The sequence below is a fragment of the Pseudomonas sp. LBUM1660 genome (assembly GCF_059695935.1).
Genome location: NZ_CP166795.1, coordinates 722,384 through 737,999 on the forward strand (window position 1 = coordinate 722,384; position 15,616 = coordinate 737,999).

A 15,616-nucleotide genomic window follows, 5' to 3' on the forward strand; every position below is an offset into this window, starting at 1 on the left:
TCGATGACTGGATAAAGGCTGAATTGAACAAAATCTGAACAGTAATTCTGTTATCGCCAGCGGTTTGGGCTGAGCGGTCAAAGTCAGAAATATGCCGCCAAAGCGGTAACACTGAAGCGTTTCACTCGGGTGAGTGGAAGCTCAGGCTGTAATTCACCGCTTTGGAGCCTGGATCGAGGATATCCAGTGCGATGTGGATCGGCGTTTGCGGCGGCATCTCTGCCAGGCCTTCGAGGTCGCCGTTGAGGTACTCGCCGGGCTTGAAGCGACGGCTGGCGATCAGGTGGCCGTTAAGGTCGGCGAAACGCAGTTCCAGCAGCGGGAAGGGCTGGGAGAAGGGCGCACGGTTGTAGATGATTGCATCGACCACCAAGGCACCGTTGAATTCAGGGTGGCTGCGGACCACCAGGTTGCTGCTTTTGATTTTCGCGATATCAACTTTCGATGGCACCGTGCAGCCGACTTGCGGGCACAGTTGCTGAAACCACGGACGGTACTGATCCTGGCGCGCCAGTTCGTCGAAGTGGTAAGCGATGTATTGGCCGGCGAGAGCGGCGGTACCGAGCAGGACCAGCAGCAGCCAGAAAAGCCGTCGGCCCCAGGGGGAGCGACGTTGTTGCCAATCCAGTTGCAGCGGGTCGTCGGTCAAGTCCTGCAAGGCGTCGGCACGTTCGGTCGACTCGCTGCGTTCGTGTCGCTTGCGCAAAGGGACAATTGGGGGCCGGTCGTCGTCAGGTACATCGGTTGCCGATAGACGATCATGGTGCAGGGGCACGTCGAGTGGATCATTCAGGCGCAGTTGCGGCACCTGGGGCTCGTCGTCCAGATCAACCGGTTCCAGCGAGAACGAAGGTTCAGTGCGCGAGTGCTTGCCCGGTTCTGTCTGCGTTTCCCGTTGGTCGGCTTCGACCGCCTGGGCGCGATCGGCCGCCGATTCGCTGAAGAGGCTGTCTGACCAGGGCTCTTCGTCGTGCTCCACAGAGTCGCGCCGAGCGCTGAGACCGTCTTCGCGGTGCCGGCCGAATTCCGTGGTCGGCTGGATTTCCCGTTGTTCGAGCCGGGCGAGTTCTTCGTCCAGGTCCAGGCTGTCCAGATCCATTTCGGCAGCGGTCCATTGCTTTTGGCTGATGGCACGCTGTGCTGGCGGTTCGACAATGGCCGGGGCGACCGGTTTGATCGCTTCCTTGCCGGCCCGTTGCTCAAGCAGCTGCTTGGCGGCGTTGAATACCTGCAAGCACGAGCCGCAACGAACCACTCCACGGGCCACGCTCAATTGAGCATGGTTGACGCGGAAGCTGGTTTGGCAATGCGGGCACTGGGTGACGAAGCTGTCGGTCATGCGGCGATCCGGTTTATGCAGGCGCTCATTCTAGCGCCGACGGCCAGTGATGCGCACCCAGCCATCGCGATTGGCGATCGGGTCCAGATCGAAGTCTTGAGCGTAGGCTTTGGCGACTTCTTCGCCTTGCTCGGCGAGGATGCCCGACAACGCCAGACGACCACCGGGCTTGACCAGGCTGGACAATTGCGGCGCCAGGGAAACCAGCGGTCCGGCCAGAATGTTGGCCACCAGCACGTCGGCCTGAACCTGTGGCAGATCTTCCGGCAGATACAGCGGGAAGAGCGCGTCGGCAATGTTGTTGCGCCCGGCGTTGTCGCGGGAAGCTTCCAGCGCCTGGACGTCGATGTCGGTGCCGACGGCTTCCTTGGCACCCAGCAGCAGGGCGGCAATCGCCAGAATCCCCGAACCGCAACCGAAGTCGAGGACGTTGCAGTCTTTGAGGTCCTGACCGTCGAGCCACTCCAGGCACAGTGCTGTGGTCGGGTGGGTGCCGGTGCCGAACGCCAGGCCCGGGTCCAGCAGAATGTTCACGGCGTCGGGTTCAGGGGCAGCGTGCCAGCTTGGAACGATCCACAGGCGTTGGCCGAAGCGCATTGGCTGAAAATCGTCCATCCAGCTGCGTTCCCAGTCCTGGTCTTCGATGACTTCGCTGTGATGCTCGGGCAGCGGGCTGCCGGTCAGCAACTCAAGATGAGCCAGCACGCTGGCCGCTTCGGTGCCGCCTTCGAACAGGGCCAGCAGGTGCGTGTGCGACCACAGCGGCGTGGTATTGAGTTCCGGCTCGAAGATCGGCTGGTCTTCGGCGTCCATGAACGTCACCGATACGGCGCCCACTTCAAGGAAAGCGTCTTCGTAGGTTTCGGCTTGTTCTGGGCTGATGGCGAGACGGACTTGCAGCCAAGGCATGGCGGGCACCTTTGAAAAATATTGATTGCAGCCTAGCGGGCTGCGAGAAGCGCGCAAGTTTACGCGAGCGCGCGACAGAAGACGACCGGGTTGCCAGGGTTCAGCGGTTAACAAATCACCTGTGGCGAGGGAGCTTGCTCCCGCTGGAGCGCGAAGCGCTCCCAAAATGGCAAGGTCGGATCAGTCTGATAAAGCGAAGTTGAATGGTTTGCGGTTGCTGCGCAGCCGAGCGGGAGCAAGCTCCCTCGCCACAGGGTTTCTGTGCGTAGCAATCTCCAGAAACAACAAAGCCGCCCTAGGGCGGCTTTGTTGATCGGGCTAAAGCTTAGTGCTTTTCGCCAGCCAGCTTGTGTTCCAGGTAGTGGATGTTGATCCCACCTTTGCAGAAGCCTTCATCGCGGACCAGGTCACGGTGCAGCGGGATGTTGGTCTTGATCCCGTCGACAACGATTTCGTCCAGCGCATTGCGCATGCGCGCCAACGCTTCGTCACGGGTTGCGCCGTAGGTGATCAGCTTGCCGATCAACGAATCGTAGTTCGGCGGAACGGCATAACCGCTGTACAGGTGCGAATCGACGCGAACGCCGTTGCCGCCTGGAGCGTGGAAATGCTTGACCGTGCCTGGGCTTGGCATGAAGGTTTTCGGGTCTTCGGCGTTGATCCGGCATTCCAGTGCATGACCGCGGATAACCACGTCTTCCTGGGTGTACGACAGCTTGTTGCCAGCGGCGATGCTGAGCATCTCCTTGACGATGTCGATGCCGGTGACCATTTCCGAAACCGGGTGTTCAACCTGAACGCGGGTGTTCATTTCGATGAAATAGAACGCGCCGTTCTCGTACAGGAACTCGAACGTGCCCGCGCCACGGTAGTTGATGTCGATGCACGCCTTGACGCAGCGGGCGAGGACTTCAGCACGAGCCTTCTCGTCGATGCCCGGTGCTGGCGCTTCTTCGAGAACCTTCTGGTGACGACGTTGCAGTGAGCAATCGCGGTCGCCCAGATGGATGGCGTGGCCCTGGCCATCGGAAAGCACCTGGACTTCCACGTGACGTGGGTTGGTCAGGAATTTTTCCAGATAGACCATCGGGTTGCCAAAGGCAGCGCCTGCTTCGGTGCGGGTCAGTTTGGCGAAGGAGATCAGGTCTTCTTCTTTATGCACAACGCGCATGCCGCGACCACCACCGCCGCCAGCGGCTTTGATGATCACCGGGTAACCGACTTCGCGACCGATGCGCAGAGCGGTTTCTTCGTCTTCCGGCAGTGGGCCGTCGGAACCCGGAACAGTTGGAACGCCAGCCGCGATCATGGCGTGCTTGGCCGATACCTTGTCGCCCATCAGGCGAATGGTGTCGGCTTTCGGGCCAATGAACGCGAAGCCGGAGTTCTCGACCTGTTCAGCGAAATCAGCGTTTTCCGCAAGGAAACCGTAGCCTGGGTGAATGGCGGTGGCGCCGGTCACTTCAGCCGCGGCGATGATGGCCGGAATGTGCAGGTAAGAGTGGGCGGCCGAGGCCGGACCGATGCAGACGGATTCGTCTGCCAGGCCCAGGTGCATCAGCTCTTTGTCGGCCTTGGAGTAAACGGCGACAGTCTTGATGCCCATCTCTTTGCAGGCGCGCAGGATCCGCAGGGCGATCTCACCGCGGTTGGCGATCAGAACTTTTTCCAACTTCGCAGTCATCAAAGTCTCTCCGCGGTTCAAACGATGGTGAACAGCGGTTGGTCGTACTCAACCGGCTGGCCGTCTTCGACGAGGATGGATTCGATCACACCGCTGGTTTCAGCTTCGATGTGGTTCATCATCTTCATGGCTTCGACGATGCACAGAGTGTCGCCTTTCTTCACGGTCTGGCCGACTTCAACGAAGGACGGCGAGCCTGGCGAAGATTTGCGATAGAAGGTGCCGACCATCGGCGAACGGGCAACGGTGCCGTTCAGCACTGGCGCGGCCGGAGCAGCAGGCGCTGCAGCGGCGACCGGAGCAGCAGCCACTGGCGCAGGCGCCTGTTGCATCGGAGCCGGTGCGTAGAACTGCTGAGCCGGGGTTTTGCTATGACGGCTGATGCGTACGGACTCTTCGCCTTCCTTGATCTCGAGCTCGTCGATGCCGGACTCTTCCAGCAGTTCGATCAGTTTCTTAACTTTACGGATATCCATGAATCATCAACTCCCAAGGGTCGGTCAGGGGCGTTTAACGCTTGTTGTTCAAGTCGTTGCCTGTCTTTCAAGCTGCTCTAGTGCGGCCTCCAGGGCCAGTCGATAACCGCTGGCGCCAAGGCCGCAGATCACTCCCACCGCTACGTCGGAGAAGTAAGAGTGATGGCGGAAAGGTTCGCGTTTGTGCACGTTAGACAAATGCACTTCGATGAATGGGATGCTCACCGCCAGCAGCGCGTCACGTAATGCGACACTTGTGTGTGTAAAAGCTGCTGGATTGATCAGAATGAAGTCCACACCTTCGCCACGGGCAGCGTGGATGCGGTCAATCAATTCGTACTCGGCGTTGCTTTGCAGGTAAAGCAAATGATGGCCGGCTTCACGGGCACGGCGTTCCAGGTCCTGGTTGATCTGCGCCAGTGTCGTAGCGCCGTAGGTACCCGGTTCGCGGGTGCCGAGCAAGTTCAGGTTGGGGCCGTGCAGAACCAATAACGTCGCCATCTGCTGTTCCTTGTTATCTGTGTGCAGTTGTCAGAACTCGGCGACTATGCCGCAAAGCCTTTGTGACTGTCCAGTTCTATGCAATAGCCAGCACGATAGCCGATGTTTGCGCGAAATATGTGACCGGCTTGTTAAATCCGGTCATTTGCTTTCGCAACACGTTCGGCGAAGTCTGCCGCGTTGATCTCGCCTATCACTCGCACATCGGTCCGTTCGACACCGTCTTTGCCGAAAAACATCAGGGCCGGAGGGCCGAACAGTTTGTAGCGATCGAGCAAGGCGCGTTGCTCGGCATTGCTGGCGGTGATGTCGAAGCGCACGAGACGATAGCCTTTCAGTCGTTCGACGACGGTGGCGTCGTTGAGCACTTCGCGTTCGATGACTTTGCAGCTGATGCACCAGTCGGCGTACCAGTCGAGCAGCAGCGGGGTGCCGGCGGATCGGGCGTCGGCGAGGACGCGATCCAGGTCCGCCGGGGTGCTGATGGTTTGCCAGGCGCCGGTGTTTTGCGGCTGTTCATTGCCGGCAATGATGCGTGGTGAGCCAATCGGGTTGAGCGGGTCGGTCTGCCCGCTGAACGCTCCGAACCAACAGGCCAGTGCGTAAAACAGCAGGAACATCCCGAGCAGTTGGCCGAGGCGTTTTCGCGGCGGTTTGTAGACGAACTCCAGCGCGCCCATGAACAAGCCGACGCCGCCGGCCAGCAAGCCGATCAGCAGCAAGGTGATTTGCCCTGGCAACACGCGACTGACCAGTCCGATCGCCAGCCCCAGCAGCAATACGCCAATCGCATTTTTCACATAGACCAGCCACGGCCCGCTTTTCGGCAGCCAGGCTGCGCCGCCGGTGGCCACAAGCAACAGCGGCGCGCCCATGCCGAGGCCGAGCATGAACAGTTTCAAACCACCCCCCAGCGCATCGCCGCTGGCGCTGATGTAAAGCAGCGCGCCGGCCAGCGGCGCCGACACGCAGGGCGACACCAGCAGGCTGGATACCACGCCCAGGACCGCTGCGCCCCATAGCGAACCGCCTTCGGTGCGCCCGGCGATCCGGTCCAGGCGACTGCTGATGGCGTGGGGCAACTTGAGTTCGAACACGCCGAACATCGCGAGGGCAAACACCGCAAAAAACATCGCGAACGGCACCAGCACCCACGCCGATTGCAGGCGCGCCTGAAGGTTGAGCTGGGCGCCGAACAGGCCCATCAATGCCCCCAGCAGGGCGAAACAGGCAGCCATTGGCAGCACGTAAGCGAGCGACAGATTGAAACCGCGCAACCCGCCGACCTGGCCGCGCAATACCACGCCGGAGAGGATCGGCAGCATCGGCAACACGCACGGGGTGAAGGTCAACCCCAGACCCGCAAGAAAGAACAAGGCGAGCTCGCGCCAGGTCCAGGTCTGGGCGGTGGCGGGCGTCGGTGCGCCAATGCCGTCAATGTTCAGTCGTTCGGTTTCGGGCGGATAACACAGGCCTTTGTCGGCGCAGCCCTGATAGGTCACGACCAGCGTGAAGGCGCGCGGATCGGTGCGCGGCACTTCGACGTCGAGCACGCCGTGATAGACCTCGACGTCGCCAAAGTACTCATCGTGCTTCTGTTCGCCCTTGGGCAATTGCGCCGCGCCTAAGCCAACTTCGGCAGGATCGGCGCGAAACTGAAAGCGATGCCGATAGAGGTAGTAACCCTCGGTCGCGACAAACCGCAGCTTGATCGATTGCGGCGTGCTGTCGACCAGACGCAGCTGAAACGCCTCGCGCACCGGCAGGAAGTCGGCGCTGTTGTTGATCGAGCCCAGGGTGGAACTGGGCCGACTCTCCAGCAACCCGGCGGCGGTGGCCGGCAGGGCGAGCACTAAAAGCAGCAGGCAGAGCAAGCGGCGCATGACAATCTCGCGTATCGAAAGTGAGGGCATGATAGCGGACAGTCGCGCGGATTGCCCCGCCCCTGTAGGAGCGAGGCTTGCCCGCGAAGAACGATTACGCGGTTTGTCCGAATGACCGCATCGTATGGTTCGCGGGCAAGCCTCGCTCCTACGGGGGGCTGGGGTGTGTCAGACGCGGAAGGCCTGAACGGCTGTATGCAGTCGCCCACCCAACACCAACAAATTCTCCCCTTGCACGCGTCCCTCGCCGATGCGCAACAAGTTATCCCCACCCAACTGGTGAATCCGCTCACTGTGATCGCGGATCTCACTGACGGCGCCACTCTGCTGCGCAGTGACATCGGCAATGCGCACGGCAGTGTCGGAAATGGTCTGGATCGCCCCGACGATTTTATCCAGGGCACCGTCGGCCGCTTGCGCTTGATTGGCCGTGGCTTCGGCGTGTTCGACCTGGGCGCGCATGCCTTCCACCGATTGCCGCGCGGCGGCTTGCAGGCCGGCGATCAAGGTCTGGATCTCTGCCGTGGCCCCGGCGGTGCGTTGCGCCAGTGAGCGAACCTCCTCCGCCACCACCGCAAATCCACGACCCATCTCCCCGGCGCGGGCGGCTTCGATGGCTGCGTTCAGGGCCAGCAGGTTGGTCTGGTCGGCAATCGAGCGGATCACCGTCAGCACGCCGCCGATGGTCGCCGACTCTTCAGCCAGGTGCTCGATCATCTGCGCATTGCCTTGCACTTCACCTACCAGCGCATGCAGGCCAGTGAGGCTCAAGCCGATGACTTGCTGACCATGCTCGACCGCCAATCCGGCGTGACGACTGGCGTCGGCGGCCTGGCTGGCATCGCCGGCAACTTGTTGAATCGTTGCTTCCAGTTCACCCAGCGAATCACGGATCAGCGCGGTATCGCCCGCCTGGTGTTCGGCACCGCTGTGCAAGTCGTTGCTCAACTCGGCCAGGGTGCGGCTGCTGCAGGCCACCTGCTCGGCATTGAGGCGAATGGTCCCCACCAGGTCCACCAGATAGGCGCGCAAGCGATTGAGCGAGGCTTCAATGTCGTGCAGTTCGCGATTGGTTTTGCCCAATTGAATGTCCTGGCTGAAGTCGCCTTCGGCCCAGGTCGAAAGGGCTGGGGCGAGGTTGGTCAGTGTCCGGGCCAGTTTCCGTTGCAAGGTGTCGATCAACAAGGCAATCAGCAGAATCAGGCCGATCATCACGCCTTGCATCAAGCGCACTTCGCCCTGGATCTGCCCGTGCTGGGCGCGGACCACTGGCTCCAGGCCTGCAATGGCCTGCTGCACGTCGGCGATTTTCAGGTGTGTCGCGGCGCTGAGGTCGGTGCGTTTCTGGATCTGCTCGCGAGTGCGCGCCAGTTCAGCGGGGTAACGCGTCAGCAGGCTGTTGAGTTCCCGTTTGAGACCGACCCCGGCATCTTCGGCGACGGCTTTTTCGGTGTTCTCCAGCCCCATCATTGCGGCGAAATCATCCGTGCCGGATTCGCTGCTGGCGGCCACCCCGAGCAGCGGCAAGGCGCCGATCAGGTCAGCCTGCGCGCGGATGCTGGCGACTTCGCGCTCGACATCGGCGGCCAGTTCACTGCGGCCGCTGCTGACCAGTTTGTCCCGGGCCAGCGACAGTTTGCCCAAGTGCTGGGACGCAGCGAGCAAGGGCGCGAGGTAGGCCGCGTTACCGCTGGCGTATTGGCTCAACTGGTCGAGGCTGGCGCCGAGTTCGCGTTCGGCTTGCAGCAGCAGCGCCTGAGGATCACCGGCGAGTTTTCCGGCAGCCAGCAGGTCGGTTTTGCTGAATTCACTCAGGTTCGACAGGCTCGGACGCAAGGTGTCGGCCAGGGCCGGCGGCAACTCAGCGAGTTCCTTTTGCAGGCCGTCGACAGCCTGGCTGGCGCTGCTCAGGCGCAGGGCATCGCCGCTGGCGAGGTAATCCTCGACGTTGCGCGCCACTTCATTTTGAAATTGCTGAGACAAACCGAGGTAACGCTCCATCAGCAGATAAGGGCGTTCGAGGGCTTTTTGTGACCACCAGAGCGTCGCGCCAAGGGCCACGCACACGGCGACTAAAAGGAGGGTGTTGAGATTGGTCAGCAGCTTCAGGCGCATCGCGGGTGTACCAACGGCAGAATGGTAAGTGCCTGAAGTTATTGCGTTTCTGTTACAGGGTTATGACCGAATGGGTCCATTCCGATGAAAAAGTGGCACTTTGCTTTGACGTCCGCGCGGCCTGCACGCGGTTACGTCCACCGTCCTTGGCGCGGTACAGCGCTTCGTCGGCCTGGCTGGCCATCATCAGGCTGTCGGAGTGTTCGCACAGCTCCACCACCCCGGCGCTGAACGTGCACCAAAGGTCCTGGGGTTGGGCCGGGTAGTGGATTTCGGCAAAGCGCTGACGGATCTCATCGAGCACTTTGTGGGCCGCTTCGAGATCGGTGTCCGGCATGACAATGGCGAATTCTTCGCCGCCATAGCGGCCGATGAAATCGGTCTTGCGCAGCCGCTGCTTGAGGAACAGCGCCAGGCTCTTGATCACCCGGTCGCCCATGGGATGGCCGTGGCTGTCGTTGACCCGTTTGAAGTGGTCGATGTCGAGCATCGCAAAACTCAACGGCTTGCTCTCGCGGCGGGCGCGGAAGCTGCAGTCTTCGAGCAATTGCAGGATGTGGGTGTGGTTGTACAAACCGGTCAGGCTGTCGCGCACCATCCGCGCTTTCAGATTGCGTGCCCGCGCCGCGCGGTTGCGCACGGTGGTAATCAGGTGTCGAGGCTTGATCGGTTTGGTCAGGAAGTCATCGCCGCCTTCGCTCATGGCGTCGAGTTGCTTGTCCAGGTCATCTTCGGCCGACAGGTAAATGATCGGCACGCTGACGTAACGGTCGTTGTGACGGATCACCTTGGCCAGTTCCGTGCCGGTGCAGGTCGGCATGTACATGTCGAGGATGATCAGGTCCGGCTGAAAGTCCGCCAGTTCGGCCATGGCCTGAATCGGGTCGATCAAGGTGCGCGTGACAATGCCGGCGCTGTTCAGCAGGCGCTCGGTGTGCAAGGCCTGGGCGCGGGAGTCGTCGATGATCAGCACTTTATAAGGTTCGTACTGGGCGACACAGGTCAGGACTTCGATCTTCTCCAACAGGCTCGAGGCTTCGAGGGTGCCGGTGAGAAATTCCTGGCCACCGGCGCGCACGGCGGCGAGGCGGGTCGGGGTGTCGGTTTCGTTCAGGCTGAAGAACAGCAGCGGTAAAGGTTCGTCCAGTCCGACCTGGGCTTCGGCGGCCAGTTTCAGGCCGATACCGGTGCCACTGAAGTCCACGTCCATGACGATCGCCGCGGGCAGGCGCTCGATCATCGAGGAGCGAAACGCAGCGACGCTGTCCAGGGATTGGGCGCTGAGCCCGAAAAATTCCAGCTGCTTGGCCAGGCGCTCGGCGCGGTCGTGATCCTGCAGCATCACGTAGATCGGCTTGCGCAGCGGTGGCAGGAAAGTCTGTTCGAGCTGATCGCCGTGACGCAGGCCAGTGCGCGACAGACGCTGCATCAAGCGATTGAGGTCAGTGATCAGTCCGCTGCTCAGGCGTCCGCGATTGGCGTCGACAGCTTCCAGCGACAGGCCTATGTGGCGCGACAGTTGGGTGTGCTCCGGTTGTTCGAAACGCTCGGCAAACCGCAGCAGGCGCAGGTTGGCCTCGCTCAGTTCCGACAAGTCGGTGGCGGACCACTCGCTGCGTTGCAGGCGCTGCCATATCTCAAGAATCTGACGTGCCTGATGAATTACCCGCTGGGCAAAGTGGTGCTTGAGGCGCTCACGGCTGGGGTCTTCTGGCTCGGTCATATCCTGACTACTAGTTAGGGTGCATGCTGAGATCGACTGGTGGCTCTATGCTAGCACCTCTTTTCAATCCCATGAGCGTCGTGTGTCAATAATCTGCAAAGCGGCCTCATTCAGTTCCTGACTGGTTGGTCGCAAAGGCTCGCCACTGTGCGCAATCATGTAGCAGCTGGCGCAGCCTGCGTTCGGCTGCGAAGCAGTCGTAAAACCTGAGCGCGAGGTATTCCTGAAACACCACATTGCCTGATTTCACGACGGCTGCGCAGCCGAACGCAGGCTACGCCAGCTGCTACAAAGGTGTGTGCTTCATTTATAGTGGCGCCTCGACCCGATTAATACGCGGCAAACGAGGCACGATGGCGTAGGGTTGTGGTCGAACCGATGAACTCAAGTGATTGAAAGGATATCGCCATGCTGGACTGGAAGAATCGCGCGGGCAGCGCGCCTGAACGTGCCGCTGAACCGAAATCGGCCACCCGCAGTTACGTCGGCGGCCTGTTGTTCAGCCGGGCGCTGGCCACGTTGATTGGCCTTTACCTGCTGGTGACGATAGGGCTGGGTTGGTATTGGAGCCAGGAGCCTGCGCTGTTCCCGGTTCAACAGAATGCTCAAGTGGCGGCCGAGAAAGAAGGCAAGCAGATGGTCATCGGGTACACCACGGTGGAAACCCTCAAGACCGTTGCCGGTACGTTGCTGAGCAAACCAGGTGGCTATATTTCCAACGACCGTTTCCCGCCGGGCCTGTGGATGGACAACACGCCGAGCTGGGAATATGGCGTATTGGTCCAGGTTCGCGACCTGAGTCGTGCAATGCGTAAAGACTTCGCGCGTTCCCAGTCGCAGTCCACCGAAGACGCCGACCTGGCCAAGGCCGAGCCGCGTTTCAACTTCGACAACAAGAGCTGGGTGCTGCCCTCCAGTGAGTCCGAATACCAGGAAGGCATCAATTCCCTGAGCCGTTATCAGGCGCGTCTGTCCGATCCGAGTCAAAAAAGCGCACTGTTCTATGCCCGCGCCGACAACCTGAACAACTGGCTGGGCGATGTCGGCACCCGTTTGGGTTCGCTGTCGCAACGGCTGTCGGCCAGCGTCGGCCGTGTCAAGCTCAATACCGCACTGAAAACCGAAGTCCTGGCCCCGGGTCAGGTGCCGCAGGTCGATGAAGAAATCGTCGAAACCCCGTGGATGCAGATCGACAACGTGTTCTATGAAGCCCGCGGCCAGGCCTGGGCGTTATCGCACTTGCTGCGCGCCATCGAAGTCGACTTCGCCGATGTGCTGGCCAAGAAGAACGCCACGGTCAGCGTGCGTCAGATCATTCGTGAGCTGGAAGCTTCGCAAGAGCCGGTCTGGAGCCCGATGATCCTCAATGGCAGCGGCTTCGGTGTGCTGGCCAACCACTCGCTGGTCATGGCCAATTACATCTCCCGGGCCAACGCCGCAGTGATTGATCTGCGTCAATTGCTCAATCAGGGCTGAGTCATGGGGGATAACGCCAAAGAGGCCGCCCATCGCGCGGCCTCGGATGCCGAACACATCGCCTGGGTCGACGAGCAGGACAACCTGCTCGGCGCCCTGGTCCGCTCCGACCTGCGCGAACGCGGGCTGATCGGGCGTGGCACCTACATCATGCTGTTCAACTCGGCCGGTGAACTGTGCGTTCATCGTCGAACCCTGAGCAAGGCCATTTACCCCGGTTACTGGGATGTGGCGGCGGGCGGCATGGTGCTCGCCACCGAGACGTATGCCGAATCGGCTGCACGTGAACTGGAAGAAGAGCTGGGCGTGAGCGGCGTGGAGTTGACCGCCCACGATCACTTCTTCTTCGAGGACACCGGCAATCGCCTCTGGTGTTCGGCGTTTTCGGCGGTGTGGGACGGCCCGTTGATCCTGCAACCGGAAGAAGTGCTGGAAGCGCGTTTCATCCCCGTCGATCAAGTCATGCTGGAAATCCAGCAAAAGCCTTATTGCCCGGACTCCCTGGCCGCGTTGAAGCGCTATCTGCGTGCCTGTGGCGAGGACGTCGCAAAAGAGCTGTAAATTGGCGCCGATTGGCTCTTAGCAAGTCGGCTTTTTGCCGTTACACTGCGCGACCTTTTCAAACTGAACCAGCATTGCTCTCTGTAGGAGCGAAGCGTGCTCGCGAAGGACGTTAACGAAAACGCGTGCATCCAGATTGTATGCATCGTCCTTGCGTTCTTCGCGAGCACGCTTCGCTCCTACAAGTCTGTACCGGTTCAGTAGCGCTGCCCCTGCCTGAGTGGGGCTTCGCGGTCGATGGCAGCTTCCCAAGTTGCCGCGACCAGTCTTTGTCCTCCCAAGAGGATTGCCGGTGGCCAAAAAAGCCGCATCCTTCGCCGCCCTTGGTGGCTTGGTATTTTCCACCGACGCAGGTCGTCATTGCCCGGATTGCAGTCAACCGGTGGACTCCTGCATCTGCAAACAGACCGTTATCCCTGCCGGCGACGGCATCGCTCGCGTACGTCGCGAAAGCAAGGGGCGTGGCGGCAAGACGGTGACCACCATCACCGGCGTGCCGTTGGCGGAAGAAGCGCTCAAGGACCTGGCCACCACGTTGAAGAAACGCTGTGGTACCGGGGGAGCGTTGAAAGACGGAATCATCGAAATCCAGGGCGATCATGTCGAGCTACTCTTGGCTGAACTGATCAAGCTGGGTTTCAAAGCGAAGAAGTCCGGCGGCTAGCAGCCTCTGTGAAAACCACCCTCGGCTTGATCCAGTCCCGATTCAACTCTGGCCTGGCGTCGTCTACATGGTTTTCACAGAGCCTGTTCTGACCGGTTTCTAAACTCAGTGCTGAATGTGAGGTCTATGGCCCTTGCATGCAGGCTAATCGTCATTTTCATTCTTTAGACTGCGCCGGCCTGAACCCAGGCGACGCTCTATGACTTCTTTATAGGGGACTTCAATGTCCGTAAGACGCACACGCAAAGACGATGGCAGCCAATGGACAGTTGCGGACAGCCGCAGTGTTTACGGGATTCGCCATTGGGGGGCCGGGTATTTCGCGATCAATGACGCCGGTCGCGTCGAAGTTCGTCCGAACGGTCCGACCAGTTCGCCTATTGACCTCTTCGAGCAAGTCGACCAGCTGCGTAAAAGCGGCCTGTCCTTGCCGTTGCTGGTACGTTTTCCTGACATTCTGCAAGACCGCGTGCGTCAGCTGACCGGCGCCTTCGACGCCAACATCGAGCGCCTGGAGTACCAGAGCAAGTACACCGCGCTTTACCCGATCAAGGTGAACCAGCAGGAAGCGGTGATCGAAAACATCATCGCTACCCAGGACGTGTCCATCGGCCTGGAGGCCGGCTCCAAGCCTGAGCTGCTGGCCGTTTTGGCCCTGGCACCGAAGGGCGGCACCATCGTTTGCAACGGTTACAAGGACCGCGAGTTCATCCGTCTGGCGCTGATGGGCCAGAAGCTTGGTCACAACGTGTTCATCGTGATCGAGAAAGAATCCGAAGTTGAGCTGGTGATCGAAGAAGCCGCCTCGCTGAAGGTCAAGCCTCAGGTCGGCCTGCGCGTGCGCCTGTCGTCCCTCGCTTCGTCGAAGTGGGCCGACACCGGCGGCGAGAAATCCAAGTTCGGTCTGTCGGCGGCGCAGCTGCTGTCGGTGGTCGAGCGCTTTCGCGCGGCCGGCCTGGATCAGGGCATTCGCCTGCTGCACTTCCACATGGGCTCGCAGATCGCCAACCTGGCGGACTACCAGCACGGCTTCAAGGAAGCGATTCGGTACTACGGCGAACTGCGCAACCTCGGCTTGCCGGTTGACCACATCGACGTCGGTGGCGGTCTGGGCGTCGACTACGACGGTACGCACTCGCGCAATGCCAGCTCGATCAACTACGACATGGACGATTACGCCGGTGTCGTTGTCGGGATGCTCAAGGAATTCTGCGACGCGCAGAGCCTGCCGCACCCGAACATCTTCTCCGAAAGCGGCCGCTCGCTGACCGCTCACCACGCCATGCTGGTGGTGCAGGTGACCGACGTCGAGAAGCACAACGACGACGTGCCGAAGATCGACAACAAGGAAGAGCTGCCGGAAACCGTACAGTGGCTGGTTGACCTGCTGGGCCCGACCGACATCGAGATGGTCACCGAAACCTACTGGCGCGCCACTCACTACATGAGCGACATCGCGACCCAGTACGCCGATGGCAAGTTGACCCTGGCCGAGAAAGCCCTGGCCGAGCAATGCTACTTCGCCGTGTGCCGTCGCCTGCACAACTCGTTGAAGGCGCGTCAGCGTTCGCACCGTCAGGTGCTCGACGAACTCAACGACAAGCTGGCCGACAAGTACATCTGCAACTTCTCGGTCTTCCAGAGCCTGCCGGACACCTGGGCCATCGGCCAGGTCCTGCCGATCCTGCCGTTGCACCGCCTCGATGAAGAGCCGCTGCGCCGTGCCGTGCTACAGGATCTGACCTGCGACTCCGACGGCAAGATCAAGCAATACGTCGACGAGCAGAGTATTGAAACCAGCCTGCCGGTTCACGGTTTGAACGAGGGCGAGGACTATCTGCTGGGCATCTTCCTGGTCGGTGCCTACCAGGAAATTCTCGGCGACATGCACAACCTGTTTGGTGACACCGACTCGGTGAACATCTACCAGAACGCCGACGGTAGCGTGTACCACGCCGGTATCGAAACCCACGACACCATCGAAGACATGCTGCGTTACGTGCACTTGTCGCCGGAAGAACTGATGACCCACTACCGCGACAAGTGCGCGAGTGCGCGCATCACCGCTGCCGAGCGCACCCAGTTCCTCGACGCTCTGCGCCTGGGCCTGACCCGTTCGTCTTACCTATCTTCTTGAGGTAAGGCACTGGTCTCATCAGGTTGTCGGAAAATGTTCCGTGTGCTGCGGAAATTTCAGATGACCTGGTGGGACGCCTCCCTGATTTCAAGCGAAATGACTCACATCTCCGCTATCCAAGCGATGCGGTCCTCTTTTCACGTAGGTC

At 60.7% G+C, this 15,616-nt stretch carries 12 protein-coding genes; 4 read left to right on the plus strand and 8 right to left on the minus strand.

Translation table 11 applies throughout. The features are described from left to right. Nucleotides 1-121: 121 nt before the first annotated feature. From ACA068_RS03260 to gcbA, 8 genes are all read right to left on the minus strand, one after another. The gene (locus tag ACA068_RS03260; protein WP_497307566.1) at nucleotides 122-1,339 is read right to left on the minus strand and encodes a DUF3426 domain-containing protein; all 1,218 of its coding nucleotides are present in this window, start codon (nucleotides 1,337-1,339) and stop codon (nucleotides 122-124) included. A gap of 30 nt (nucleotides 1,340-1,369) precedes the next feature. Beyond that, nucleotides 1,370-2,248 (minus strand): 50S ribosomal protein L11 methyltransferase, encoded by an 879-nt coding sequence (prmA, locus tag ACA068_RS03265; protein ID WP_497307567.1) that lies wholly within the window; start codon nucleotides 2,246-2,248, stop codon nucleotides 1,370-1,372. A 325-nt stretch (nucleotides 2,249-2,573) separates the two neighbouring features. Then, complete coding sequence (gene accC, locus ACA068_RS03270; protein WP_008153754.1) at nucleotides 2,574-3,932, minus strand: acetyl-CoA carboxylase biotin carboxylase subunit; 1,359 nt, start codon at nucleotides 3,930-3,932, stop codon at nucleotides 2,574-2,576. A gap of 17 nt (nucleotides 3,933-3,949) precedes the next feature. Then, nucleotides 3,950-4,408, minus strand: coding sequence for an acetyl-CoA carboxylase biotin carboxyl carrier protein (gene accB / locus ACA068_RS03275; protein ID WP_497307569.1), 459 nt, complete (start codon nucleotides 4,406-4,408; stop codon nucleotides 3,950-3,952). A 48-nt stretch (nucleotides 4,409-4,456) separates the two neighbouring features. Beyond that, complete coding sequence (gene aroQ / locus ACA068_RS03280; protein ID WP_497307571.1) at nucleotides 4,457-4,909, minus strand: type II 3-dehydroquinate dehydratase; 453 nt, start codon at nucleotides 4,907-4,909, stop codon at nucleotides 4,457-4,459. A 131-nt stretch (nucleotides 4,910-5,040) separates the two neighbouring features. After that, a complete protein-coding gene (locus ACA068_RS03285) occupies nucleotides 5,041-6,792 on the minus strand; it encodes a protein-disulfide reductase DsbD (RefSeq protein WP_497307572.1) in 1,752 nt (583 codons plus the stop codon). Nucleotides 6,793-6,960: 168 nt separating this feature from the next. After that, nucleotides 6,961-8,907: a methyl-accepting chemotaxis protein gene (locus ACA068_RS03290; RefSeq protein WP_497307574.1), complete on the minus strand. Its 1,947-nt coding sequence runs from the start codon at nucleotides 8,905-8,907 to the stop codon at nucleotides 6,961-6,963. A 52-nt stretch (nucleotides 8,908-8,959) separates the two neighbouring features. Beyond that, complete coding sequence (gcbA, locus tag ACA068_RS03295; protein WP_497307576.1) at nucleotides 8,960-10,630, minus strand: diguanylate cyclase GcbA; 1,671 nt, start codon at nucleotides 10,628-10,630, stop codon at nucleotides 8,960-8,962. 408 nt (nucleotides 10,631-11,038) lie between these two features. Between gcbA and ACA068_RS03300 the strand changes: the two genes are divergently transcribed. From ACA068_RS03300 to speA, 4 genes are all read left to right on the plus strand, one after another. Beyond that, a complete protein-coding gene (locus ACA068_RS03300; RefSeq protein WP_403102875.1) occupies nucleotides 11,039-12,106 on the plus strand; it encodes a DUF2333 family protein in 1,068 nt (355 codons plus the stop codon). A gap of 3 nt (nucleotides 12,107-12,109) precedes the next feature. Next, nucleotides 12,110-12,667: an NUDIX hydrolase gene (locus tag ACA068_RS03305; protein WP_497307578.1), complete on the plus strand. Its 558-nt coding sequence runs from the start codon at nucleotides 12,110-12,112 to the stop codon at nucleotides 12,665-12,667. Nucleotides 12,668-12,959: 292 nt separating this feature from the next. Beyond that, nucleotides 12,960-13,331, plus strand: coding sequence for a translation initiation factor Sui1 (locus ACA068_RS03310; RefSeq protein WP_497307580.1), 372 nt, complete (start codon nucleotides 12,960-12,962; stop codon nucleotides 13,329-13,331). Nucleotides 13,332-13,554: 223 nt separating this feature from the next. Continuing rightward, entirely contained in the window at nucleotides 13,555-15,468 is a 1,914-nt protein-coding gene (gene speA, locus ACA068_RS03315; RefSeq protein WP_219093800.1) for an arginine decarboxylase, read from the plus strand. The last annotated feature ends 148 nt before the right edge of the window (nucleotides 15,469-15,616 follow it).